Origin of the sequence: Xanthomonas sp. NCPPB 3761 (genome assembly GCF_041475705.2) — a bacterium.
GTDB classification, from domain to species: domain Bacteria; phylum Pseudomonadota; class Gammaproteobacteria; order Xanthomonadales; family Xanthomonadaceae; genus Xanthomonas; species Xanthomonas phaseoli.
On record NZ_CM191262.1, the window covers coordinates 245,036 to 269,226 of the forward strand.

Consider the following 24,191-nt stretch of genomic DNA (forward strand, 5'->3'; position numbering starts at 1 on the left):
CCCCGCCGCGCAGGAGACATCCCCATGATGCGTCAGACTGTTCTTGCAATTGCCCTGGCCTGCACCATCGGCGCCGCCGCCGCACAAGTGGCCGCCCCGCCGCCGCCGCCGGCTCCCAATGGCCCGATCGGCGGTCCGCCAGCCCCGCCGACCCCGGTTGCCGCCACACCGGTAAGCGTGAGCGGCACCGTCGAGCGCTTCCTGCTCAATCCCAATGGCGACGTCGACGGACTGTGGCTGCGCGACGGCACTCAGGTCGGGTTTCCGCCGCATCTGTCCAGCGAGGTGAAGGCGGCCGTCCGTGCCGGCGACAGTGTCGTCGTGAAGGGCTTCCGCCTGGGCAATCTGCCGGTGCTGCAGGTCAGTTCGATCCGCTCCGGCCGTAGCGGCCGCGAAGTGGTCGACCGCCCGCCCACCTTCGGCGCTGCCCCGCCGCCGCCGCCGACCCCCGGCCAGCTGACCCCATTGCAGTCCGATGGCACGATCCATCGCCTGGTCTATGGGCCTGCCGGCGAGGTCAATGGCGCGCTGGTCAGCGATGGCACGGTGGTGCGGATGCCGCCGCATCTGGCGCTGCAGTTTGCCGATCTGCTACGCGTGGGCGCACCGCTGAGCGCCAGCGGCCTCGGCGTGGCCACCCCGGACGGCCGTGCGATCGAGGCGACCCAGTTGGGGCGTGATCGCTCCTCGCTGCGCGCGCTGTTCACCGCGCCGCGTCCGGACGGCCCGCTGCCGCCGCCCCCGCCAGGCGCTCCGGTTCCGCCGGCCGGCCGTTGAGTCGTACCACCCCTGACTTGTTCGTTGGTTTCCTCCGCTGGTCACGCACCCGCGTGGCCAGCGGCTTGACCGGCACTGCCGGTCCTTTTTCGGAGTAACACCATGCATTGGGTCGACCCTGATTTCCTCCCCGCCACCCGCGGCACCCTGGCGCGTTTCCTGCTCAACCCCAAGGCCGATATCGACGGCCTGCTACTCACCGACGGCACCGAAGTGCACACCCCGCCGCATCTGTCCGAGGCGCTGCTGAAGGCGCTCAAGCCGGGCAGCGCGCTCACCGTGCGTGGCCTCAAGCCGCGCGACGTGGAGATGTTGGTGGCGCTGGCGATCGATCCGGAAGGTGGCAAGCGCATCCTCGATGAAGGCCCGCATGGGCCGCATGCCAAGCCCAAACCCAAGCCACCCGGCAAACCGACCAAGCCGGAAGTGGCCCAGCACAGCGGCACCATCACCCGATTGCTGCATGGTCCGCACGGGCAGGTGCATGGCGTGCTGCTGGACGATGCGGTCACGGTGCGGTTTCCGCCGCATGCCGGTGGCGACTTCGCCAAACAGCTGGTGGTCGGCAAGCCACTGGTGGCCGAAGGCGAGACCAAGGCCACGCCGCACGGTGTGCTGATCCATGCCCATGCCTTGGGTGGCAAGGCGGCGACGCTGAAGCAGATCGAGCATCCGCCGCGCGGGCCCGCGCATAAACCCAAGCCCAAGCCCAAACACTAGGAGCCGGACATGCGGCCACCGCGCGCCACTGAGATGCTTGCCCCCTGGTCTGTCACGTGCGCCTTCGTGCGCGCTCGCAGTGGAGCACTGCCATGCCGATGACCAAGGCCAGGCCCCGTGGCACGCGCGCGCTGGAAGCACTGCATTTCAGCGTGGCCGATGTGCAGGACGGGCTGGGGCCGTTCCTCAGCGTGTTCCTGCAATCCAAAGGCTGGTCGGTGGCGGCGATCGGCACGGTGATGAGCGTGGGCGGCATTGCCGGCATGCTCGCCACCACACCGGCCGGCGCGCTGGTCGATGCCACCCGGCGCAAACGCGCCGTGGTGGTGATCGGTTGCCTGGCGATCCTGCTGGCCACCGCCTTGATCTGGCTGCAGCCCACCTCTTCCGGCGTGGTCGCCGCCCAGATCGCCTCGGCGTTGGCGGCAGCGGGCATCGGCCCGGCATTGACGGGCATTACCCTGGGGCTGGTGCACGCGCGCGGTTTCGACCATCAACTGGCGCGCAACCAGGTGGCCAACCATGCCGGCAATGTGCTGGCCGCGGTGCTGGCCGGCTGGTTGGGATGGCGTTATGGCTTTGCCGCAGTGTTCCTGCTGACCGCATTTTTCGGCGTCCTGGCGCTGATGGCCGTGCTGGCGATTCCAGCGGCGGCCATCGACCACCGCGCAGCACGCGGTCTTGCGAGCACCAACGGTGGCGATGCGCTGAGTGGGTGGCGCGTGCTGCTGACGTGCCGCCCGTTGGCGCTGCTGGCGGTGACGCTGGGGCTATTCCATCTGGGCAATGCGGCGATGCTGCCGCTGTACGGCATGGCGATCGTGGCGGCGCATGCCGGCGACCCGAGTGCGTTGACGGCCACCACCATCGTGGTGGCACAGGCCACGATGGTGGTGATCGCGCTGCTGGCGATGCGCTGGATCCGTGTGCACGGGCACTGGTGGGTGCTGCTGGTGGCGTTCATGGCCCTGCCGTTGCGTGCCTTGGTGGCGGCATCGGTGATCCATGGCTGGGGCGTGTTTCCGGTGCAGATCCTCGATGGGCTCGGCGCCGGCCTGCAAAGCGTGGTGGTGCCGGCGCTGGTCGCGCGGTTATTGCAAGGCACCGGGCGCGTGAATGTCGGCCAGGGCGCGGTGATGACGGTGCAGGGCGTCGGTGCGGCACTGAGTCCGGCGTTCGGTGGCTGGTTGGCGCATGCCTTCGGTTATCGCATCGCGTTTCTGAGCTTGGGTGCGATCGCGCTGCTGGCGGTGGCGTTGTGGGCTGGCTGTCGCGGCATGTTGCAGGCAGGGGCCTCCGTGCAGGCCGAGACAATGCTGTGACCGGTGCGCGGTGCGCGCAAGAAGGTGGCTACCGATCGCTGGCCGTTGCGGCTTGCGCGTTATCGACCGCACTGCGCGGGCAAGGGCGGGCAAGTGCGTGCTGTCCAGCGGCGGATCGCGTCGGCGAGAGGCCTGAAAGGCGCGCAGATGACGCGACGCGCAGCATCGCTTCGTGAGTCCGGATCGAGGCACTGTCGTTGGCCGTCTACCGATCGCCGCCAACACAGATGACGCGTCTTGGCGAGAGAGCAGATGCGACAGCCAGGATCTGCCCGCGCGTCCGCGATGCGGTCTTGCCAGCGGGCACGCAGGCGCATGCCGTTGCGCACGGTTCCGGCGATTGCGTGGCTACTGGCCGCCGGCGAAATTCCATTGCCGCCAGGCTTCGAACACCATCACCGCAACGGTATTGGACAGATTGAGGCTGCGGTTGTCCGGGCGCATCGGCAGACGGAGCCGGTGCTGCGGCGGAATCGACTCCAGCACCTCGGCCGGCAGGCCGCGGGTTTCCGGACCAAATAAAAACGCATCGCCATCGGCGAACTGCGGCGTGTCGTAGCGCACCGTACTGCGGGTGCTCAGTGCGAAGACGCGCTTGGGCGCGATCGCGGCCAGTGCGCTAGGCAGGTCGGTGTGCACCTGCAATGGCGCGTATTCGTGGTAGTCCAGGCCGGCGCGCTTGAGCTGCTTGTCGCTGAGGTCGAAGCCGAGCGGCTCGATCAGGTGCAGGCGCGCGCCGGTATTGGCGCACAAGCGAATCACATTGCCCGTATTGGGCGGAATTTCAGGCTGAAACAGGATGACGTCGAGGACAGGTGCTGGCATGCGCGCAAGTGTAGCGGCGGGCGTGCTTAAAGGCTGATGGCGGCGTTGACCAGCGCTTCCAGTTCGGCCGGCGAGGGCTGCAGCTGCGGCGTCGGCAGGTTCACGACGACCTGGCCCATCAGTGCACCGATGGCGCCAGCTGCCTGGCCGGTGACGCTCTGCGCGCTGACGGCAGCGCTGCGCACCACCAGATCGGCACGCTGTTCGGCCGAAGGGCGCACTTGCACCGCCGCCAGGGTGACGATGCGCGGGCCAGCCTGTTCGGCGGCCAGGGCGGCCACCTGCTCGGCCGAGGGACGCACTTGCACGGCAGTCAGGGTGCGAATGTCGCTATTGCGCTCCACTGTCTGCTGGGCGATCTGGTCGGCGGCCGGGCGTACCTGCACGGTCTCCAGGGTGGTCAGGCCGGTGGCCTGGGCAAGCCCGGCCAGGGTGGCGCCGGCGAGCAGGGCGGTGGAGAGGGCGATGCGCAGGGTCTGGGTCTTCATGGCGAGGTCTCTTGGTGTTGTTAGTCTGTTGTGTGGTAGTAAGGTGGTACACCGTTTCGGTATACACAAGAACTTTTGCGTGGTTTTTTATTTTGTTCAGCGAAGAGTCAGTTTCATCTCCTGCCGGCGGTTGCGAGATACAGCAAAGCAAATGATGTGCCAACCAAAGACCATTGTTTTTAAAGGGTTTTTAGATAATTGAAGGTGTCCGCGTCCGGACACCCGGACGCACTGCAGGACGCCGGACATCGCGGCCAGACAGGTATGAGCGCTCACGGCAGGGCGGTTCGGTGCGCTGAATGGGTGGATGGCGGGTACCACGGCGCGCCGGATCGCCAGCAGGCAACTGCGGCACAATCCGGCTTTCCCCACAGGTGTGATGACTTATGCGCGTGCTGATGCTGTCTGTTCTGGTTGCCACCACCACTGCGGCGTGCACCTGGGTGCCGATCGAACAAAGCGGCAAAAGCGTGCGGGTGCTGCCCGCAGGCCCTGTGCCAGCGGAGTGTCAGCAGCAGGGCGAAGTGGTGGTGACGGTCAAGAGCAAGGTCGGTTTCTACAATCGCAACCCACTGCGCGTGCAGGAAGAGCTGGAAACGCTGGCGCGCAACGAGGCCCCCGGCGCCAACGCCAATGCGGTGCAGGCGCAAGGCCAGCCGGCTGACGGCAGCCAGCGTTTCAACGCCTTCCGCTGCCCGTCGCGCTGAACCGTTGGGCTGGGGCGCAGGCGATTCAATTGTAAAGATGCGGTAAAACCGGCCAGCGGCTAGACTAGCGCCCCCTCGCCTGACGCCATGGCGCTACTTCGATGCTCTTCCAGAATGTCTCCATCGCGGGACTGGCGCATGTTGATGCGCCGCACACGCTGACTTCCAAGGAAATCAACGAACGCCTGCAACCGACCTACGACCGTCTCGGGATCAAGACCGACGTGTTGGGCGATGTTGCCGGTATCCATGCACGGCGCTTGTGGGACCAGGATGTCCAGGCATCGGACGCCGCCACCCAGGCCGCGCGCAAGGCGCTGATCGATGCCGGTATCGGCATCGAGAAGATCGGCTTGCTGGTCAATACCTCGGTAAGCCGCGACTACCTGGAGCCGTCCACGGCGTCCATCGTGTCCGGCAACCTGGGCGTGGGCGACCACTGCGTCACCTTCGACGTGGCCAACGCCTGCCTTGCCTTCATCAACGGCATGGACATCGCCGCGCGCATGCTCGAGCGCGGCGAGATCGACTATGCCTTGGTCGTGGATGGCGAGACGGCCAACCTGGTCTACGAAAAAACCCTTGAGCGCATGACCTCGCCGGATGTCACCGAGGAGGAGTTCCGCAATGAACTTGCCGCGCTGACCCTGGGGTGCGGTGCAGCAGCCATGGTCATGGCGCGCACCGAGCTGGTGCCCGACGCGCCGCGCTACAAGGGCGGCGTGACCCGCTCGGCCACCGAGTGGAACAAGCTGTGCCGGGGCAACCTGGACCGCATGGTCACCGATACCCGCCTGCTGCTGATCGAAGGCATCAAGCTGGCCCAGAAGACCTTCATGGCCGCCAGGCAGGTGCTGGGCTGGGCGGTGGACGAGCTGGACCAGTTCGTCATCCACCAAGTCAGCCGCCCGCACACCGCCGCCTTCGTCAAGTCGTTCGGCATCGACCCGGCCAAGGTCATGACCATCTTCGGCGAGCACGGCAACATCGGTCCGGCCTCGGTGCCGATCGTGCTGAGCAAGCTCAAGGAGCTCGGGCGCCTGAAGAAGGGCGACCGCATCGCGCTGCTGGGCATTGGCTCGGGCCTGAATTGCTCGATGGCGGAAGTGGTTTGGTAAAGCCGCACGGCCATCCAGAGATAGGATGGCCGCTTTAGTAGCGTGCAATTGCCTCGTCGCATCCCATTCCAGGCGCTGATTGCGCCGATGGCAGTCTCATCGCGTATGAGATTCCATATTTTTCGACATGTCGCTGGCATCATGTCGATTCTATCGACATGAGCGCATCGCATGGATCCCCAGCGTCCGTATAACGATCTGCCTCCGTTGCCGCCTGCGGTGGAGCTTGAAACCCGGGGATTGCTCAAGGCGTGCATCGAGGCACACAAGGCATTGGCATCGCTTCGCCAGGCCACCGGACATCTGCCAAACCCGTCTGTGTTGATCAATACCATTCCCATCCTGGAAGCACAGGCGAGTTCGGAGATCGAGAACATCGTCACCACCACGGATGAGCTGTTTCGTTACGCCGAGCATCAAGACGCCGCCAATCCAGCAACGCGAGAAGCCTTGCGCTATCGCACTGCATTGCAGGAGGGCTTTGTTTCGCTGCGTACGCGCCCGCTCTCCACCCGCACCGCAGAGATCGTGTGCACTCGCATCAAGAATGCAGAAATGCAGGTGCGGCGCGTACCTGGCACGGCATTGGCCAATCAGCAGACCGGTGACGTGATCTATACGCCTCCGGTCGGCGAAGCGGTGTTACGGAAGAAGCTGGCCAACTGGGAGCGCTTCATCCATGAGGCGCCCGAGATCGATCCATTGATTCGCATGGCTGTGGCGCACTATCAATTCGAGGCTATCCATCCGTTCACCGACGGCAATGGGCGTACTGGACGTGTGCTCAATCTTCTGATGTTGGTCGAGCAGGATCTGCTGGACCAACCTGTGCTGTACCTGTCGCGTTACATCATCGAGCGCAAGGCGGATTACTACCGCTTGCTGCTGGCCGTCACGCGCGACGGCGCATGGGCCGAATGGGTCGCTTACATGCTGGATGCGGTTGCCGATACCGCACGCTGGACCGGCGCCAAGATCGAGGCCATTCGCCAACTGCATGAGCGGGCATGTGAGTGGGTTCGCGCCGAGCGCCCGAAAACCTACAGCCGTGAGCTGGTGGATGTGCTTTTCAGCCAACCTTACTGCCGCATTCAAAACGTAGTGGATGCCGGTATCGCCAAGCGCGAAACTGCAGCGCGTTATCTTCGCGACTTGGTGGACATCGGCGTACTGCACGAGCAGCGCATGGGGAAAGAGAAATTGTTCCTACATCCGGCGTATCTGCGCCTGTTGTCCGACAATGCGCATGCAGCGCAGCGTTATGCGTTGCCGCAAAGAATCCAGCACTGATGCCAAGTAAGCAAAGCAGTGAGCTTGCATCGCCTGTCTTGCTGGAGCTTGTCGACATGCGCGAAGCCGTTGCCGTACATGCGCCAGGTCAGCGCCTGAGCCGTGCAGACCCTCTTGAACCACATCGGATACGTTTTGCATGAACTACCCCGGCTATCCCTTCACCCCCAAGCGCCTTGAGGTGCGACCCGGCGTTGCGATGTCGTATCTGGACGAAGGCCCGCGCGATGGCGAGGTGGTTGTCATGCTGCACGGCAATCCGTCGTGGAGCTATTTGTGGCGGCATCTGGTGAGCGGCCTGTCCGATCGCTACCGCTGCATCGTGCCCGATCACATCGGCATGGGCTTGTCCGACAAGCCGGACGATGCACCCGACGCGCAGCCGCGTTATGACTACACGCTGCAATCGCGCGTGGACGATCTGGACACCTTGTTGCGGCATTTGGGCATTACCGGGCCCGTCGCGCTGGCAGTCCACGATTGGGGCGGCATGATCGGTTTCGGCTGGGCGTTGTCGCATCACGCGCAGGTCAAGCGGCTGGTCATCACCAACACGGCCGCGTTCCCGCTGCCGGCGGAAAAACCGATGCCATGGCAGATTGCGATGGGCCGGCACTGGCGGCTGGGCGAGTGGTTCATCCGCACGTTCAATGCGTTCTCGTCCGGCGCTTCGTGGCTAGGCGTGTCGCGGCGGATGCCGGCAGCAGTGCGTCGTGCGTATGTGGCGCCATACAACAACTGGCGCAATCGCATCTCCACCATCCGCTTCATGCAGGATATTCCGCTGTCGCCGGCCGACAAGGGGTGGTCGTTGCTGGAGCGCTCGGCGCAGGCGCTGCCTACGTTCGCCGATCGCCCGGCCTTCATTGCCTGGGGCCTGCGCGACATCTGTTTCGACAAGCACTTCCTGGCCGGCTTTCGCAAGGCATTGCCACAGGCCGAAGTGACTGCATTCGACGATGCCAATCACTATGTGCTGGAAGACAAGCATGAGGTGCTGGTGCCGGCGATTCGCGCGTTTCTGGAGCGCAATCGGCTGTAGCGCATCGCGCCGGCACAGCGTGCGGGGACACGTCAGCTCACCGCACGCAATGACTGCAATGACTGCATCGACATCCGATGCAGCGCACCGGACATCTGGGTCATCTGCCTGCCGACGCTGTTGCGAGCACGACACAGGTGCTGCGCTACGTCTTACACCGGCGGCAGCGGATTGCGTTGCGCGTCGTCCACGCCGACCCAATCGGCATCGGTCAGCGCGTGCAGGCCGTGCGCCAGGCGCGATTTATCGCATTGCGCACTGCGCTGTCCGAATTCCAGCGAGGCCGGCACGGCCGCGCAGGACGACGGGCGGCGGTCGTGGATGCTGCAGCGGCTGTAGCGCCCGATGTCTGCGTCCAGCGCAATGCAGCGCGGCTGCGATTGCGAGGTGCCGCGCATCACCCGCTCATGCGTGCGTAGCGCCTCGGTCAGCTCGATCGGCACCCTGCCGCCCAATGCAGGATCGGCCTCGCTCCAATGGAAACTGACGCGGAAATAGGCGCAGCAGGCGCCGCAGGTAAGGCAGGGGTGTGCCATGGAATGCCGGGCCTGGCGCGGCGAAATCGCGTGGGAAGCGCGGCATTTTGACCGAACCGCGCCGTGATACAAGTAGCGTGCTGCGGTGGCCGGTTAGCGATTCAGATGCGCCGCCATGCCTGGGGACGCGGGGCTCCACGCGTGCCGTCGCGCTCTGGCATGCGCTGCGAACCTATTGCCGCGATCGGGTCGGCCACTGTCGCGCATCGATGCGTCATGGGCGCCGTGCGATGGTGAGCCGCGCTTGCCTCCCCCTGCGCCGCGCGTTGTCTCCAGGTAGCCTGCAGGCGGCCGGCGGCATTGGTGCATGGGTGATAATGCGCCAATGACGACCCTCTGCAATATCGCGGCCACCCTTCCGCAACTGGCGCGCGAGCGCCCCGACCAGATCGCCATCCGCTGCCCGGGCGGTCGCGGCGCCAACGGGTTTGCCGCCTACGATGTGACCTTGAGCTATGCCGAGCTGGATACGCGCAGCGATGCGATTGCCGCCGGACTGGCACGCCACGGCATCGGGCGCGGCGCGCGTGCGGTGGTGATGGTGCGGCCGTCGCCGGAATTCTTTTTGCTGATGTTCGCCTTGTTCAAGGCCGGTGCGGTGCCGGTGCTGGTGGACCCGGGCATCGACAAGCGCGCGCTCAAGCAATGTCTGGACGAAGCGCAGCCGCAGGCGTTTATCGGCATTGCGCTGGCGCAGCTGGCGCGTCGCCTGTTGCGCTGGGCGCGCTCGGCAAAGCAGATCGTCACCGTCGGCGGACCTTACGGCTGGGGCGGAGTCACGCTGGCACGTGTAGAGCGCGATGGCGCCGGCGCAGGCAGCCAGTTGGCCGACACCGCGCCCGACGATGTGGCGGCGATCCTGTTCACCAGCGGCTCTACCGGCGTGCCCAAGGGCGTGGTCTACCGGCACCGGCATTTTGTCGGGCAGATCGAATTGCTGCGTAATGCCTTCGGTATGCAGCCCGGCGGCGTGGACTTGCCGACGTTCCCGCCATTTGCCTTGTTCGACCCCGCGCTGGGGCTGACCTCGGTGATTCCGGACATGGACCCGACGCGCCCGGGCAGCGCCGACCCGCGCAAGTTGCATGATGCGATCGCGCGCTTTGGCGTCACCCAGTTGTTCGGTTCGCCCGCCTTGATGCGCGTGCTGGCCGAGTATGGCCAGCCGCTTCCCAACGTGCGCCTGGCCACTTCGGCCGGTGCGCCGGTGCCGCCGGATGTGGTGGCCAAGATCCGCGCGCTGCTGCCGGCCGATGCGCAGTTCTGGACCCCGTACGGCGCCACCGAGTGCCTGCCGGTGGCCGCGATCGAAGGCCGCACCCTGGAAGCGACGCGCAGCGCCACGGAAGCCGGTGCCGGCACCTGCGTGGGCCATGTGGTGCCGCCCAACCAGGTGCGCATCATTGCGATTGACGATGCGGCCATTGCCGACTGGAGCGGCGTGCGCGAACTGGCGACGGGCGAGGTCGGCGAGATCACCGTGGCCGGCCCCACCGCCACCGACACCTATTTCAACCGCGATGCGGCCACGCGCATCGCCAAGATCCGCGAACGTTGCGGCGATGGCAACGAGCGCATCGTGCACCGCATGGGCGATGTGGGGTATTTCGATGCCGAGGGACGCTTGTGGTTCTGTGGGCGCAAGACCCAGCGCGTGGAAACCGCGCAAGGCCCGATGTACACCGAGCAGGTGGAGCAGATCTTCAATGCGCTACCCGGTATGGGGCGCAGCGCGCTGGTGGGCGTGGGCGAGAGGGGCCGGCAGCGTCCGGTGCTGTGCTACGAACCGGACGCCTACGCCTGGATGTCCAGCCCGATGGAGCAGGAGGACTTCAGGCAGCAGCTGCGCAGTACCGCTGCTGCGCATCCGCTCACCGCCGGCATCGCCGATTTCCTGTGCCATCCGGGCTTTCCGGTGGATATCCGCCATAACGCCAAGATCGGCCGCGAAACGCTGGCGGTGTGGGCAGCGCAGCAGCTGCAGAAGAGCGGCTGACCACAGGGCGCGCGCAGTGGTGGGCGGGCGTGGATGGCCCACTCAGAAATCGCGCTCAGAAATCGCGGTGTGCGAGCGATCGATTCCGAGCACTGCACACTGCGCCGGACATCAGGCGCAATGTGCGTTGGTCGCTTCGGGTCGCCTGCGGCAGATTGCATGGCCGCGCGTCGAGGCAAGATCGCCAAGTCGGGTGTGGCCGGCTATGGTGTCGTCCCTCAGAGGCGAGGTGTGGTGCGATGAAGGTATTGGTGACCGGTGGTGGCGGCTTTCTTGGCCAGGCGTTGTGCCGCGGCCTGCGCGCGCGTGGGCACGAGGTGGTGAGCTTTCAGCGCGGCGATTACCCGGTGCTGCAACACCTGGGCGTGGGCCAGATCCGCGGCGACCTGGCCGACCCGCAAGCGGTGCGGCATGCCTTCGCCGGGATCGATGCGGTATTCCACAATGCTGCCAAGGCCGGCGCCTGGGGCAGTTACGACAGCTATCACCAGGCCAATGTGGTGGGCACGCAGAACGTGATCGAGGCCTGTCGCGCCAATGGCGTGCCGCGGTTGATCTATACCTCCACGCCCAGCGTCACCCATCGCGCCACCAACCCGGTGGAAGGACTCGGTGCCGATGAAGTGCCGTATGGCGACAATCTGCGCGCCGCCTACGCGGCGACCAAGGCCATCGCCGAACGTGCAGTACTGGCCGCCAACGGCGCCCAGTTGGCGACAGTGGCACTGCGACCGCGCCTGATCTGGGGGCCGGGCGACAATCATTTGCTGCCGCGCCTGGCAGCGCGTGCGCGTGCCGGGCGGCTGCGCATGGTCGGCGATGGCAGCAATCTGGTCGACAGCACGTACATCGACAACGCCGCGCAGGCGCATTTCGATGCGTTCGAGCACCTTGCCGTGGGCGCTGCTTGCGCAGGCAAGGCGTACTTCATTTCCAATGGCGAACCGCTGCCGATGCGCGAGTTGCTCAATCGCCTGCTGGCTGCGGTGGGTGCGCCGGCAGTCACGCGTTCGTTGTCGTTCAACACCGCCTACCGCATTGGCGCGGTCTGCGAAACGCTATGGCCACTGTTGCGTCTGCCAGGCGAGGTGCCGTTGACCCGTTTTCTGGTAGAACAGCTGTGTACGCCGCATTGGTACAGCATGGAGCCGGCACGTCGCGACTTCGGCTACGTACCGCGCGTCAGCATCGACGAAGGTCTGCAACGGCTGCGATCCTCATCTTCCAACGACATCGCCATCACCGGATAAAGACCGGCATATCCACAAGATACGTCTGCGCCGATTCGGCACGACAACTTTTGGATACCTTGCCATGCTGCATTACGCCATCATCTTTTTCGTCATCGCCATCATCGCTGCTGTGCTGGGCTTTAGCGGTATCGCCGGTGCGGCGACCAACATCGCCTGGATCCTGTTCGTGGTGTTCTTGATCCTGGCAGTGATCTCGATGTTCCGTCGCGGCAAGGTATAACGCTTCGCTGCGATCCGTCACGGCAGCGGCGCTGCCGGTTGGCGCTCACAGGGCCCGCGTCCGCAAGGACGCGGGCCCTGTGCGTTGTGGCAGCATGTGCCCGAATTTCGGCTGATTACCGCTGTTTTCCCTTAGACCGCACGTGCTTTCCATGGGCCAGCACGGCATCGCCGATCGCAGCAAATTCCGGTGACCAATGCAGCGCGCTGAAGGCGGTTTTGGCAGGCCTCGGATCGACCTCGCACACCAGCAGCCGCTGTCCTGCTGCACGCGACTGGCGGATGAGTTCGCCATGCAACTGCGTGGCAAGACCGCGCCGACGTGCGGGTGCGGCGATCACGATGCGATCGACTTCCACGAAGTGTGCAATGCGATCGGCCGTCCACGCGAAGTTCGCAGTGGCACGTTGCATCCTGATCCAGCGCGAGCAGCAAGCCGTCAGCCGGCGCGGCGATACGGATGTGCCAGGCCATGGCCAGCAACGCGGCGAGGCCATCGAATCGGGCAAAGACAAGCGGTGGCATCGGCGTTGTTGAGCGCAAGCGCCGCGTCGTGGTCGTGCGGCGGTACGGCATGTCGTGGCGGCAGCGCCATCACTGCGGTTGGACCGCACTGCGCAGCAAGTGGTCCTCGGCATGCCGCTGTAGTGCGAGCTCGATCAACCGCGTGATCAGGCTGCGATAGTCCAGCCCGCTTGCCTGCCATAATTTTGGATACATGCTGATGCGGGTGAAGCCCGGCAGCGTGTTGACCTCGTTGATCACGATGCGTCCATCGGCGCACAGGAACACGTCCACGCGTGCCATGCCTGCACAGTCCAGCGCCTGGTAGGCCTGCACCGCGACTTGCTGGATGCGCTGCTGGGTCTGCGCATCGATGTCAGCCGGGATCACGATCTCCGCACCGTGTTCGCTGATGTATTTGGTTTCGTACGAATAGAACGCATCATGCACCACCACTTCGCCACAGACGCTGGCTTGGGGCGCATCGTTGCCCAGCACGGCACATTCGATTTCGCGCCCGGCAATGGCCGCTTCCACCAGCACCTTGTGGTCGTAGGCCAAGGCCAGGGCGAGTGCAGCGGAGAACTGATCGGCGCTGCGCACCTGGCTGACGCCGACCGACGAGCCCTGGTTGGCCGGTTTGACGAACAGCGGCAAGCCCAACTGCGCGATCAACGCATCCACATCGGCCATTGCGGCGGTGTGGCGGTTGAAGCAGGTGAACGGCGCCACCGCCAGCCCGGCATCGCGCAACACGCGCTTGGCCATGTCCTTGTCCATCGCGACCGCCGAGCCGAGTACGCCGGAGCCGACGAACGGCAGGTTGGCCATGCGCAGCAGCCCCTGCAGCGAGCCGTCTTCGCCCAGGGTGCCGTGCACGATGGGAAACACCACATCGATCTGCGCCAGCGCCTGCTCCGGCTGGATCGGCCGCACCTGCTGCTGTTGCGCGCCCGGCAGCAGCGCTACGCCGCGGCCGCTACGATGCAGCGCAATGCGCGCCGGGTCGTCGGCATGCAGCAGGAAGCTGTCGGGGTCGTTGACGTGCCACTGGCCTTGCTTGTCGATACCGATCAGCACCGGCTCGAAGCGATGCGGGTCCAGCGCATCCAGGAGATTGCGCGCCGATTGCAACGAGACCTCGTGCTCGGCCGATTTGCCACCGAAGATGAGGCCGACCCGAATCATGCGCATTGCCTGCTCCTGCCATTCGAAGTGGACAGGATGCCTGTGGCGTATGCGCTGAAGGAAGTCTTGCTGCAGCCAGCCATGGCAAACAACGCCGGCGTGCCCAATGCGCCTGTCAATGCCCTGCCTTGCCCGGCGACGCCCCCTAGCAACGACCGCACAACCGCCACACCGGCAGCCGGCACACGTGCCACGCCGCCGTCAGGCAGCTGCGACATGCAGGGGCGGTAGAATGCGCCCATGCCCGGATCACTCTTCAATTCCCTCAAGCCGCTCGCCGGCCAGGCCCTGCAGGCAGCGCTCAACCGTGCGCTGGCGCTGGACCCCGATACCCGCGACGCCCTGCTGCCGCTGGAAGGCCAGCGCATCGCGCTGACCCTGGAGGCGCCCGCGCTGGCCCTGCAGATCCGCGTGCACGAGCGCCGGTTGCTGGTCGGCCCGGTCGATCCGGCACAGGAACCTGACCTGGCGGTGCGCAGCAGCCTGGCCGGCTTGCTCGGGCAACTGCCGCTGCTGGCCAATGCACGTCGCAGCGGCGCGCCGGCCGGTCGGCTCAAGGTGTCCGGCGATGCCGAGTTGGCGCGCCAACTGCAGCAACTGGCCAGCCGCTTCGACCCGGATTGGCAGTTGCCGTTCGTTGCGGTGTTCGGCGAGATTTTGGGCGTGCAGATCGCCGGTGCGGTGCGCGCAGCGCTGCAGCAGGCACGTCGCAGTGCGGTGGATCTGGCGCATAACGCGGCCGAATTCGTCACCGAAGAATCGCGCGATGTGGTGCCCCGCGCCGAGCTCGAGGCCTTCCATGACGACGTGGACGAGCTACGCGATGACGTCGAACGGCTGGCCGCGCGCGTGAGCCGCCTGCGTGCGAGCGGAGACGCGGCATGAAGGCGATCCTGCGGGCAAGCCGCATCGGCCTGGTGATCTTGCGCTATCGCCTGGATGCCTTGCTGGAAGGCACTCCGGCCGAGCGCTGGTTGCGTTTGGCCAAACCCTTCGTGCCGCGTGCCAGCGCCGAAATCGCCGCGCAATCGCGCGGTGCGCGGCTGCGCCTGGCGCTGCAGGAATTGGGGCCGATCTTCGTCAAGTTCGGACAGATTCTGTCCACCCGGCGCGATCTGATTCCGGCCGACGTGGCCGAAGAACTCACCTTGCTGCAGGACCGAGTCAAGCCGTTCGATGGCGAGGCTGCACGCCTGATCGTCGAAGCCGCACTCGGCCTGCCGGTCAGCGTGGCGTTCGCCAGCTTCGATACCGTGCCGCTGGCCTCGGCATCGATCGCGCAGGTGCATGCGGCCACGTTGCCGCCCGATGCCAACGGCGTGCGCCGCGAAGTGGTGGTCAAGGTGCTGCGTCCGGACATCGAACGCCAGATCGATGCCGATATCGCGTTGCTGCACTCGCTGGCCACCTTGGTCGAGCGCACCCATCCGCGCGCCGACAAGATCCGTCCGCGCGAAGTGGTGGCCGAGATCGAAGGCACGCTGGCCGCCGAACTGGACCTGCAACGCGAAGGCGCCAACGCCAGCGTGCTGCGTCGGTTCTGGGAAGGCTCGGACGATCTGTACGTGCCGGAAGTGATCTGGTCGCACACCGCCGAGCGCGCGCTCACGCTGGAACGCGTGTACGGCATTCCGTCCGACGACATCGCCAAGCTCGATGCAGCCGGTATCGATCGCAAGGCGCTCGCGGCCAAGGGCGTACGGGTGTTCTACACACAGGTATTTCGCGACAACTTCTTCCATGCCGATGCGCACGCCGGCAACATCTGGGTCGATTCGGATCCGCAGCGCCGGCTCAATCCGCGCTTCATCGCGCTGGATTTCGGCATCATGGGCCAGCTCTCGCAGGAGGATCAGTACTACCTGGCCGAGAACTTCATGGCGATCTTCCACAAGGATTACCGCCGCATGGCCGAGTTGCACGTGGAGGCTGGCTGGATGCCGTCCAACGTGCGCATCGACGAACTCGAAGCAGCCGCGCGCTCGGTCTGCGAGCCGTATTTCACCCGGTCGCTGTCGGAAATTTCGCTGGCGCAGGTGCTGATCAAGTTGTTCCGGGTGGCGCAGCGCTATGAACTGACGCTGCAGCCGCAGCTGATTTTGCTGCAGAAGACGCTGCTCAATATCGAAGGCGTGGGCCGGCAACTGGACCCCAAGCTGGACATCTGGGCGGTGGCGCGCCCGGTGCTCGAACGCATCCTGCGCGAGCGTTACAGCCCGCGCCGCGTGCTGCGCGAACTGGGCAAGCGGTTGCCGGAGATCATGACCCATGCGCCGGACATGCCGCGGCTGGTGCACAGCTGGCTGAAGCAGCAGGTGGAAGGCCGCCATCAGATCGACATCCGCTCGCCCGAACTGCTCGCCCTGGACCTGAGCCTGCGCAAGCTGCAGACCCGCGTGGTGACCGCCATCACCGGCAGCGGGTTATTGGTGGTCGCGGCCGTGCTCTATGGCCTGCATCCGGATGGCTGGTACCTGGGCACGGTGCCGGTGTGGAGCTGGATCAGCGGCGGCGCCGGTTCGGCCGCGCTGCTGGTTGCCTGGTTGCGGCGGTAGGGGACGACCATGCCTGACGCAACCGATGCCTTGGACGCGAGCACACCGGTGGCGGCGATGGCTGCGCTGGACGCGCCACCGCGCACGCAGGAATCCAGCTATCCGCCGGTGTTCGCCGCGCAGATGGGCGGCCGCCAGAAGCGCGCGCTGGGCGAGGTGTTCGGGCTGCGCAACTTCGGCGTCAACCTGACCACGCTGGCGCCTGGTGCACGTTCGGCGCTGCGGCACGGGCATTCGCAGCAGGACGAGTTCGTCTACATCGTCAGCGGCGCGCCTAGCCTGATCACCAACGCCGGCGAGCAGTTGCTGCAGCCGGGCATGTGCGTCGGCTTCCGCGCCGGCGATGGCGATGCGCATTGCCTGATCAATCGCAGCCAGGCGGTGGTGACGTACCTGGAAGTGGGCGACCGCAGTGCCGGCGATTGCGTGACCTATCCGGACGATGACCTGATGCTGGTCCCCCTGGCAGACGGCCAGCGCGCGTACCGGCACAAGGACGGCACGCCCTACTGAGCGCGCCGGTGGGGGCCATCTGTTGGCGTTGCACGATGGTCCAACATACGGCGATACGGGTATCCGCCTGCTCTGACGCTGGCGTGATTCGGGCAAGTGAGACGTCAGGCAGCCACGCACGCAGCAGGCAGGCATCAGCTGCGTGGGGAGCGCGCAGCGATCGCAGCGTACACGCGGTGCGGGCCGCAGCCGTTGCCGTGCGCGTGGCCTGGCGACAGAACAGTTGCAGTGTTCGCTGCCGGCAGCGTGGCGATGCAGTGGCATGCGGTGTCGGCGACGCGGATAATCCGCCGGTGAGCATATCCCCCAAGCATCTGCAGATTCTCTACCAGGACGATGTCCTGGCCGTGGTCGACAAACCCGCCGGCCTGATGGTCCATGACAGCAAATTGGCACGCGGGGAAGACGATTTCCTGGCCGACCGCCTGCGCGAGCAGCTGGGCAAGCCGATCTTCCTGGTGCACCGGCTCGACCGCGCCACCAGCGGCTGCCTGCTGCTGGCCTTCGATCGCGACAGCGCCAGTGTGCTGGGCAAGGCCTTGATGGCGGGCGAGGTGGAGAAACACTATCTCACCGTCTGTCGCGGCTGGCCCGCGGAGCAGCGCTTCATCGTCGACCATGACCTGGACGGCGGGCCGGGCAAGCCGGTCAAGAGGCCGGCGGTGACGCATTTCCAGCGTCTGGCCACCGGCGAGCTGGAGATTCCGTCCACCGGGTTCACCACCTCGCGCTACGCACTGCTGCGCTGTCAGCCGCAGACCGGCCGCTTCCGGCAGATTCGCCGGCACATGAAGCATCTGTCGCATCACATGATCGGCGACACCAGCCACGGCGACGGCCGCCACAACCGCAGTTTCCGCATGCTCGGCATCCACCGCATGTTGCTGCACGCCGAACGCCTGGAATTTCCGCATCCGGGCGATGGCCGGCGCATCAGCGTCACCGCGCCGCTGGATGCGGAATTTACCAAGGCGTAGGCGTTGTTTGATTGGGACATGGCGCAATTGCAGGCGATGCCACTCGCCCAGTGATGCGGGGGTGCGCAGCGGTCTGTCGACGCGGCAGTGGCGATCCGCAACGCGTCTGGTGAACCGTACCCTCACCCCAGCCCCCGCCCCGCGCTAGCAGCGCGGGCGTTCCAAGGCACGCGCACAAGCGGCGCCTCCTCGCCCGCAGGGAGAGGGGCGTTGCATGCGTATCGTGTTGTTTCTCGCGGCAGCGACGCACTCGTGTGAGCAAATACTTCCTTCCCCCACCGGGACATTGTCCCCCGTCATGGGGGAGAAGGTGCCCCGCAGGGGCGGATGAGGGGACGGGCAAAGCCTCGTGCAGTTGGTACCGCGAGGGCTTCGCCCCGTACCCTCACCCCAACCCTCGCTCCATGCCCCGGCCCGCGCCAGCAGCGAGGGCGTTCCAAGGCACGCGCGCAAGTGGCGCGCAAGCTGTGCCTTCTGGCCCCGCAGGAGAGGGCTTCACCAAAGCGCCCTATTGATCTAAATACCAGCAAGCCATGCTCTAACGATTCCCGATTCCCGATTCCCCGCCCCTCAGGGCTTCTTCGCCGGCGCCGGCTCGTTGACGATGGTCTCCAGATCCTTCTGCAGGTCGGCAAACAGCGGCAGCATCCTCTGCTGGATGGCGCCCATCAGGTTCTGGGTCAGGGCCGGGGTCTTGTCGAGCAGGCTCTGGCCGGCCGAGCTCTCGTAGAACTCGGCCATGGCCAGCACGTCCTCGCGCGAGAACGAGCGCTTGTAGATATCCACATACATCGGGCGCAGTTCCGACCACGACAGCGCCTTGCGCACGGTCTGGCGGGTGCGTTCCTGGATGCGTTGCAGCTGCGCCTGTTGGTCGGGGTCGAGCTGGCGCTGTGCGGTGACCTGGGCGAATTGCTGCTGCTGCAGTGCTTCGATCTGCGGCAGCATCGTGTCCAGCATGGTTTGCGCGCGCGAGGCGGCCAGCAGACGGTTGATGTCGGCATCGCTGGGCGCCTGCGCCAGTGCCGCCGGGGCGGCCACGGCCAGCAGGGCCGACAGCAGCAGCCGGCGTGCGAGGCGGCGCGTGGCAGCGAGCGAAGAAGTAGGTGTCATCGGAGCATCCTGCAAACGGGGGACCGGCCGCAGCATACGGGAAGCCGGCGTTCGCGCGCGCGTCCACGCCGCTGCCGATACAATCGGCGCACATGGCCAGCGACCCGATCCAGATCACCCCCAGCCTGACGATTCCGCCCAGCGAACTCGTCGAGCGCTTCGTGCGTGCCAGCGGCGCGGGCGGGCAGAACGTCAACAAGGTGTCCACTGCGGTGGAGCTGCGTTTCGACGTGGCTGGCTCGCCCTCGCTGCCCGAGCCATTGCGGGCGCGGTTGCTGTCGCGGCGCGACCGCCGCATGACGGCCGAGGGCGTGCTGGTGATCGACGCGCAGCGCTTCCGCACCCAGGACCGCAACCGCGACGATGCGCGCGAGCGGCTGGTCGAGATCATCAGTGCATGCCTGTCGGTGCCCAAGCGCCGGGTCGCCACCAAACCGAGTCATGGTGCCAAGCTGCGGCGGCTGGATGCCAAGCGGGAACGCAGCCAAATCAAGCGTGGACGCTCTGCGTCCCACTGGGAGTAAGCGTGAGTCAACCCGACCCGTCGTTGCCACCGGTAACACAGGCCAACATCCTGCTCCAGCCACCTCCGCCCCGGATGCCGCGCGCCCATGGCCGCTTCATCCGCTGGCTGGGCCGTACCGCCTTGCGCGTGACTGGCTGGCGCCTGCTCGGGCGGCTGCCCGACGAACCCAAGCTGGTCATGATCGTGGCCCCGCATTCGTCCAACTGGGACGGCTTCCTGGGCTTTGCGGCCAAGTTCGCGTTGGGTTTCGAAGTGCGCGTGCTGGGCAAGGCGCAGCTGTTCTGGTGGCCGCTGGGCCCGCTGCTGCGCAAGCTCGGTGGCATCCCGCTGGACCGCAGCTCGCCGCAGGGCACCATCGGCCAGGCGGTGCGGCTGATCCGCAACTCCGAGCAGATGTGGTACGTGATCACGCCCGAAGGCACGCGCAAACGCGTGGAGCAGTGGAAGGCCGGCTTCTGGAAGATCGCCTCCGATTCCAACGTGCCGATCCTGCCGGTGTATTTCGACTACCCCAGCAAGACCGTGGGCATCGGCGAGCCGTTCTGGACCGGTAACGACATGGCCGCCGACATCGCCGCCATTCGTACCTGGTACCGGCCGTGGCGTGGCAAGCATCGCGATACGTTGTGATGCGCGGGAGAGCAGTCGAAAAATTGCTCAGGAACTCCCGACCTACGTAAAGCGCGATAGAGGGCTTATGGACATTGAAGCCTGGGCATCGGCATACATCGCCTGTCAGCAAGATGGCTCGCGCGTAAACGAAAACCACCCGCTTTGGTGGGCGGTTGAAAGATTCATGGATGCGCCAGGCAGTGAGGAATCTTGGGCCGCGATTCTCGCAATCCTGGCCAAGAATCCTCCCAGTTCTGTGATAGGCGTGCTCGCAGCTGGGCCACTTGAAGATCTAATCCAGGATTCGGGGCTTCGCTATATTGAGCGAATTGAGCTGGAGGCACGGCGTAACCCGGGATTTCGTCACTTACTTGGTGGCGTATGGAAGAGCGGAACACCAGAGGTGTGGATGCGCGTAGAGGCAGCAAGAGGCGCCACTTGGTAACGCGTGACGGGTTGCTCTTGTCCAGTCCACTTTGCCAAACAGCTGACGCTGGCCGCCATGTCCGGCAACATCGGCTCACCCTAGACTTGCAGTAAGGAAGCATCATGATCGCTTCATCCGCACGCGCATTGTGTCTGTCGCTATCCTTCGTGCTTATCGCCGGCCCGGCGCTCGCAGCCACACCGATGCTGGTGATCCACGGCGGTGCGGGCGTGGAGAAATCCAGCCTCTCGGCCGACGAACAAGCCCAGGCGCGCGAGGCGATGCAACGCGCACTGCGCGCCGGGCACGCGGTGTTGAACCGCGGTGGCAGTGCAGTGGATGCAGTGGCCGCCACCATCACCGTGCTGGAGGATGCGCCGCAGTTCAACGCGGGCCGCGGTGCGGTGTTCACCCATGACGGCAAGAACGAACTGGATGCGGCCATCATGGATGGCGCCAGCGGCAAGGCCGGTGCGATTGCCGGCGTGCACACGGTCAAGAACCCGATCCTGCTGGCACGCAGCGTGATGGACCGCTCCAAGCACGTGATGCTGGTCGGCGACGGCGCTGAAGCGTTCGCGCGCGAGCAGGGCATCACCCTGGTGGACCCGGGCTATTTCCGCACCGACAAGCGCTGGCAGCAGCTGCAGAAAGCGCTCAAGGCCGAGGCCGGCGACCGCCAGGCGCAGGCCGAGCTGGATCTGGAGACCGCCAAGCATTTCGGCACCGTCGGCGCGCTGGCGCTGGACCGCGACGGCCATCTGGCTGCCGGTACCTCCACCGGCGGCATGACCAACAAGCGCTATGGCCGGGTCGGCGATGCGCCGATCATCGGGGCCGGCACCTATGCCAACAGCCAATGCGCGGTGTCCGGCACCGGCTGGGGCGAGTTCTACATCCGCGCCGTCGCTGCCTACGACATCTGTGCGCGCATGAAATACGCCGGGCAATCGCTGCAGCAGGCCGCCGAGACCGTGATCGACCAGCAGATCCCGAAGGCCGGCGGGGACGGCGGCGCCATCGCGCTGGATGCACAGGGCAACCTGGCGTTTCCATTCAATACCGAGGGCATGTACCGCGGCTGGATCGGCGCCGACGGCACCGCGCATGTGGCGATTTTCAAGGACGAGACGTTGTAACGCCGCCATCCCCAACCGCGGCCTTCCACCCAATCCAACGGCACATGCCAGCGGTCGCGAAACCCGCTAGCGTGCCTGGCTGCACTACCCACTCAGGAATCACACACCATGTCGCGTACCGTCGTTCTGGCCGCTGCCATCACCCTGGCACTGGCTGCTTGTTCTGGAAAAGAGTCGTCTGGCCAGGAGTCCACCACCGTGCCCGAGAAAACTGCCCCGGCCCCGGCCGCGGATGCTGCATCCAACCCCTTGCTGACCGCCAGCACGTTGCCGTTCCAGGCGCCGCCGTTCGACAAGATCCAGGACGCCGATTACCTGCCGGCGTTCGAAGAAGGCATGCGCCAGCATCTGGCCGACATCCGCAAGATCGCCGATAACCCGGAAGCGCCGACCTTCGACAACACCATCGAAGCGATGGAGCGCGGCGGCGAAACGCTCACGCGCGTGTCGCGCATCTTCTTCGGGCTGGTGCAGGCCGATACCAGCGACGCACGCCAGAAGATCCAGGAAGAGATCGCGCCCAAGCTGGCCGCGCATCAGGACGAGATCAATCTCGACCCCAAACTGTTCGCACGCGTCAAAACCATTTACGACCAGCGCGACACGCTGAATCTGGATCCGGAGCAGAAGCGTCTGGTCGAGCGCGACTACGAAGAGCTGGTACGCGCCGGCGCGCAGTTGTCCGATGCCGACAAGGACAGCCTGCGCAAGCTCAACGTGGAAGAAACCACCCTCTCCACGCAGTTCCATACCCGCCTGGTCGCCGCCTCGGCTGCCGGCGCGGTGGTGGTGGACGACAAGGCCAAGCTCGATGGCCTGAGCGAAGGCGATATCGCCGCCGCGGCCGATGCCGCCAAGGCCCGCAAGCTCGATGGCAAGTATCTGCTCACCCTGCAGAACACCACCCAGCAGCCGGTGTTGGCGTCGCTGAAAAATCGCGAGCTGCGTGCCGAGGTATTGAAGGCCTCTGAAACGCGCGCGGAAAAGGGCGATGCCAACGATACCCGCCAGACCATCCAGCGGCTGGCGCAGCTGCGCGCGCAAAAGGCCAAGTTGCTCGGCTTCGACAACTACGCCGCCTACAGCCTGGGCGACCAGATGGCCAAGACGCCGGATGCCGCGCTCAAGCTGCTGACCGACACCGTGCCGGCTGCCACTGCCAAGGCACGCCGCGAAGCGGCCGAGATGCAGAAGGTCATCGACGCGCAGAAAGGCGGCTTCAAACTCGCCGCCTCCGATTGGGACGTCTACGCCGAGCAGGTGCGCAAGGCCAAGTACGACCTGGACGAATCCCAGATCAAGCCGTATTTCGAACTGGACAACGTGCTGCAGAACGGCGTGTTCTACGCCGCCACGCAGCTATACGGCATCACGTTCAAGCAGCGCACCGACATCCCGACCTATCACGCCGATATGAAGGTGTACGAGGTGTTCGATGCCGACGGCACCTCGATGGCGCTGTTCTACACCGACTACTTCAAGCGCGACAGCAAGTCCGGTGGCGCGTGGATGGACGTGTTCGTCGAGCAGGACGGCCTGACCGGCGCCAAGCCGGTGGTCTACAACGTGTGCAACTTCACCAAGCCGGCCGCCGGCCAGCCGGCGTTGCTGAGCTTTGACGACGTCACCACGCTGTTCCATGAGTTCGGTCATGCGCTGCATGGCATGTTCTCCAAGGTGAAGTACCCCTCGATTGCCGGTACCAGCACCTCGCGCGACTTCGTGGAATTCCCCTCGCAGTTCAACGAGCACTGGGCGTCCGATCCGAAGGTCTTCGCCAACTACGCCAAGCACTACCAGACCGGCGCTGCAATGCCGGCCGAGCTGGTGGAAAAGATCAAGAAGGCCAAGACCTTCAACAGCGGCTACGCCACCACCGAATACCTGTCGGCCGCGCTGCTGGATCTGGCCTGGCACACCCAGCCGGCCGATGCGCCGTTGCAGGATGTGAGCAAGTTCGAAGCCGACGCCTTGAAGCGCTTCAAGGTGGATCTGGCCGAAGTGCCGCCACGCTACCGCAGCAGCTATTTCGACCACATCTGGGGCGGCGGTTATTCGGCCGGGTACTACGCGTACTTCTGGTCGGAAGTGCTCGACGACGATGCGTTCGAATGGTTCAAGGAAAATGGCGGCCTGACCCGCAAGAACGGCGACACCTTCCGCGCCAAGATCCTCTCGCGCGGCAACACCGTCGACCTGGCCACGCTGTACCGCGATTTCCGCGGCAAGGATCCCAGCGTCAAGGCGTTGCTGGAAAACCGCGGGTTGACCGAGTGAGCGACGTGCGTGCGTAGGCGATGTTTGCATGCGCAGGCATGCATGCCTGGCCAATGCGACTAGCAAA

General features: G+C 65.5%; 25 protein-coding genes. 19 read left to right on the forward strand and 6 right to left on the reverse strand.

The window, feature by feature from the left end; genetic code table 11:
* Positions 1–24: 24 nt before the first annotated feature.
* The 3 genes from ACCQ00_RS01055 (at position 25) to ACCQ00_RS01065 (ending at position 2,819) form a co-directional block, all read left to right on the forward strand.
* On the forward strand, positions 25–777 hold the full coding sequence (locus ACCQ00_RS01055) for a hypothetical protein (protein WP_022557907.1): 753 nt from the start codon (positions 25–27) through the stop codon (positions 775–777).
* A gap of 102 nt (positions 778–879) precedes the next feature.
* On the forward strand, positions 880–1,497 hold the full coding sequence (locus tag ACCQ00_RS01060) for a hypothetical protein (protein ID WP_022557908.1): 618 nt from the start codon (positions 880–882) through the stop codon (positions 1,495–1,497).
* A 92-nt stretch (positions 1,498–1,589) separates the two neighbouring features.
* Positions 1,590–2,819: an MFS transporter gene (locus ACCQ00_RS01065; RefSeq protein WP_022557909.1), complete on the forward strand. Its 1,230-nt coding sequence runs from the start codon at positions 1,590–1,592 to the stop codon at positions 2,817–2,819.
* Between the two features lie 348 nt (positions 2,820–3,167).
* Here ACCQ00_RS01065 and ACCQ00_RS01070 read toward each other — a convergent pair whose 3' ends face one another.
* Entirely contained in the window at positions 3,168–3,644 is a 477-nt protein-coding gene (locus tag ACCQ00_RS01070; RefSeq protein WP_008572190.1) for a tRNA (cytidine(34)-2'-O)-methyltransferase, read from the reverse strand.
* A 26-nt stretch (positions 3,645–3,670) separates the two neighbouring features.
* Positions 3,671–4,132 (reverse strand): XAC0231 family protein, encoded by a 462-nt coding sequence (locus ACCQ00_RS01075; RefSeq protein ID WP_039570175.1) that lies wholly within the window; start codon positions 4,130–4,132, stop codon positions 3,671–3,673.
* A gap of 386 nt (positions 4,133–4,518) precedes the next feature.
* On the opposite strand from ACCQ00_RS01075, the gene ACCQ00_RS01080 reads away from it, so the two are divergent.
* From ACCQ00_RS01080 to ACCQ00_RS01095, 4 genes are all read left to right on the forward strand, one after another.
* Positions 4,519–4,839 carry a DUF4156 domain-containing protein gene (locus ACCQ00_RS01080; RefSeq protein ID WP_039570177.1) on the forward strand — a complete coding sequence of 107 codons (321 nt, stop codon included), beginning with the start codon at positions 4,519–4,521 and terminating at the stop codon, positions 4,837–4,839.
* 101 nt (positions 4,840–4,940) lie between these two features.
* On the forward strand, positions 4,941–5,957 hold the full coding sequence (locus tag ACCQ00_RS01085; protein WP_005912222.1) for a 3-oxoacyl-ACP synthase III: 1,017 nt from the start codon (positions 4,941–4,943) through the stop codon (positions 5,955–5,957).
* A gap of 171 nt (positions 5,958–6,128) precedes the next feature.
* Entirely contained in the window at positions 6,129–7,247 is a 1,119-nt protein-coding gene (gene fic, locus ACCQ00_RS01090; RefSeq protein WP_039570179.1) for a protein adenylyltransferase Fic, read from the forward strand.
* Positions 7,248–7,386: 139 nt separating this feature from the next.
* Positions 7,387–8,289, forward strand: coding sequence for an alpha/beta fold hydrolase (locus ACCQ00_RS01095; RefSeq protein ID WP_039570181.1), 903 nt, complete (start codon positions 7,387–7,389; stop codon positions 8,287–8,289).
* A 152-nt stretch (positions 8,290–8,441) separates the two neighbouring features.
* On the opposite strand, the gene ACCQ00_RS01100 is transcribed toward ACCQ00_RS01095, so the two are convergent.
* Positions 8,442–8,825: a YkgJ family cysteine cluster protein gene (locus tag ACCQ00_RS01100; protein ID WP_005928616.1), complete on the reverse strand. Its 384-nt coding sequence runs from the start codon at positions 8,823–8,825 to the stop codon at positions 8,442–8,444.
* A gap of 325 nt (positions 8,826–9,150) precedes the next feature.
* On the opposite strand from ACCQ00_RS01100, the gene oleC reads away from it, so the two are divergent.
* The 3 genes from oleC (at position 9,151) to ACCQ00_RS01115 (ending at position 12,294) form a co-directional block, all read left to right on the forward strand.
* Positions 9,151–10,821: an olefin beta-lactone synthetase gene (gene oleC, locus ACCQ00_RS01105; RefSeq protein WP_039570185.1), complete on the forward strand. Its 1,671-nt coding sequence runs from the start codon at positions 9,151–9,153 to the stop codon at positions 10,819–10,821.
* A 239-nt stretch (positions 10,822–11,060) separates the two neighbouring features.
* Positions 11,061–12,071 (forward strand): 2-alkyl-3-oxoalkanoate reductase, encoded by a 1,011-nt coding sequence (oleD, locus tag ACCQ00_RS01110; protein WP_039570187.1) that lies wholly within the window; start codon positions 11,061–11,063, stop codon positions 12,069–12,071.
* 64 nt (positions 12,072–12,135) lie between these two features.
* Positions 12,136–12,294 (forward strand): DUF1328 domain-containing protein, encoded by a 159-nt coding sequence (locus ACCQ00_RS01115; protein WP_003468167.1) that lies wholly within the window; start codon positions 12,136–12,138, stop codon positions 12,292–12,294.
* Positions 12,295–12,409: 115 nt separating this feature from the next.
* On the opposite strand, the gene ACCQ00_RS01120 is transcribed toward ACCQ00_RS01115, so the two are convergent.
* Together ACCQ00_RS01120 and ddlA are read right to left on the reverse strand one after the other, a co-directional pair.
* A complete protein-coding gene (locus ACCQ00_RS01120) occupies positions 12,410–12,652 on the reverse strand; it encodes a hypothetical protein (protein WP_017156424.1) in 243 nt (80 codons plus the stop codon).
* A gap of 235 nt (positions 12,653–12,887) precedes the next feature.
* Positions 12,888–13,991, reverse strand: coding sequence for a D-alanine--D-alanine ligase (gene ddlA, locus ACCQ00_RS01125; RefSeq protein WP_039570191.1), 1,104 nt, complete (start codon positions 13,989–13,991; stop codon positions 12,888–12,890).
* 234 nt (positions 13,992–14,225) lie between these two features.
* Here ddlA and ACCQ00_RS01130 point away from each other — a divergent pair, with 234 nt between their 5' ends.
* The 4 genes from ACCQ00_RS01130 (at position 14,226) to ACCQ00_RS01145 (ending at position 18,030) form a co-directional block, all read left to right on the forward strand.
* The gene (locus tag ACCQ00_RS01130; RefSeq protein ID WP_017156427.1) at positions 14,226–14,870 is read left to right on the forward strand and encodes a ubiquinone biosynthesis accessory factor UbiJ; all 645 of its coding nucleotides are present in this window, start codon (positions 14,226–14,228) and stop codon (positions 14,868–14,870) included.
* A complete protein-coding gene (gene ubiB, locus ACCQ00_RS01135) occupies positions 14,867–16,540 on the forward strand; it encodes a ubiquinone biosynthesis regulatory protein kinase UbiB (RefSeq protein WP_039570193.1) in 1,674 nt (557 codons plus the stop codon). Before ACCQ00_RS01130 ends, ubiB begins: the two co-directional genes overlap by 4 nt.
* 9 nt (positions 16,541–16,549) lie before the next feature.
* Entirely contained in the window at positions 16,550–17,053 is a 504-nt protein-coding gene (locus tag ACCQ00_RS01140) for a cupin domain-containing protein (RefSeq protein WP_017156429.1), read from the forward strand.
* Between the two features lie 176 nt (positions 17,054–17,229).
* Positions 17,230–18,030, forward strand: coding sequence for a pseudouridine synthase (locus ACCQ00_RS01145; protein WP_372354043.1), 801 nt, complete (start codon positions 17,230–17,232; stop codon positions 18,028–18,030).
* Between the two features lie 570 nt (positions 18,031–18,600).
* Here ACCQ00_RS01145 and ACCQ00_RS01150 read toward each other — a convergent pair.
* Complete coding sequence (locus ACCQ00_RS01150) at positions 18,601–19,179, reverse strand: DUF2059 domain-containing protein (protein ID WP_039570197.1); 579 nt, start codon at positions 19,177–19,179, stop codon at positions 18,601–18,603.
* 56 nt (positions 19,180–19,235) lie between these two features.
* Here ACCQ00_RS01150 and arfB point away from each other — a divergent pair, with 56 nt between their 5' ends.
* The 5 genes from arfB to dcp all read left to right on the forward strand — a co-directional run bounded on the left by arfB (position 19,236) and on the right by dcp (position 24,124).
* Positions 19,236–19,667, forward strand: coding sequence for an alternative ribosome rescue aminoacyl-tRNA hydrolase ArfB (gene arfB, locus ACCQ00_RS01155; RefSeq protein WP_017156432.1), 432 nt, complete (start codon positions 19,236–19,238; stop codon positions 19,665–19,667).
* 2 nt (positions 19,668–19,669) lie between these two features.
* Positions 19,670–20,299, forward strand: coding sequence for a lysophosphatidylcholine acyltransferase (locus ACCQ00_RS01160; protein WP_017156433.1), 630 nt, complete (start codon positions 19,670–19,672; stop codon positions 20,297–20,299).
* A gap of 166 nt (positions 20,300–20,465) precedes the next feature.
* The gene (locus ACCQ00_RS01165) at positions 20,466–20,726 is read left to right on the forward strand and encodes a DUF6869 domain-containing protein (RefSeq protein WP_369908164.1); all 261 of its coding nucleotides are present in this window, start codon (positions 20,466–20,468) and stop codon (positions 20,724–20,726) included.
* Positions 20,727–20,830: 104 nt separating this feature from the next.
* Positions 20,831–21,847 (forward strand): isoaspartyl peptidase/L-asparaginase family protein, encoded by a 1,017-nt coding sequence (locus ACCQ00_RS01170; RefSeq protein WP_039570199.1) that lies wholly within the window; start codon positions 20,831–20,833, stop codon positions 21,845–21,847.
* Between the two features lie 108 nt (positions 21,848–21,955).
* Positions 21,956–24,124 (forward strand): peptidyl-dipeptidase Dcp, encoded by a 2,169-nt coding sequence (gene dcp / locus ACCQ00_RS01175; protein WP_007974956.1) that lies wholly within the window; start codon positions 21,956–21,958, stop codon positions 24,122–24,124.
* Positions 24,125–24,191 lie beyond the last annotated feature (67 nt).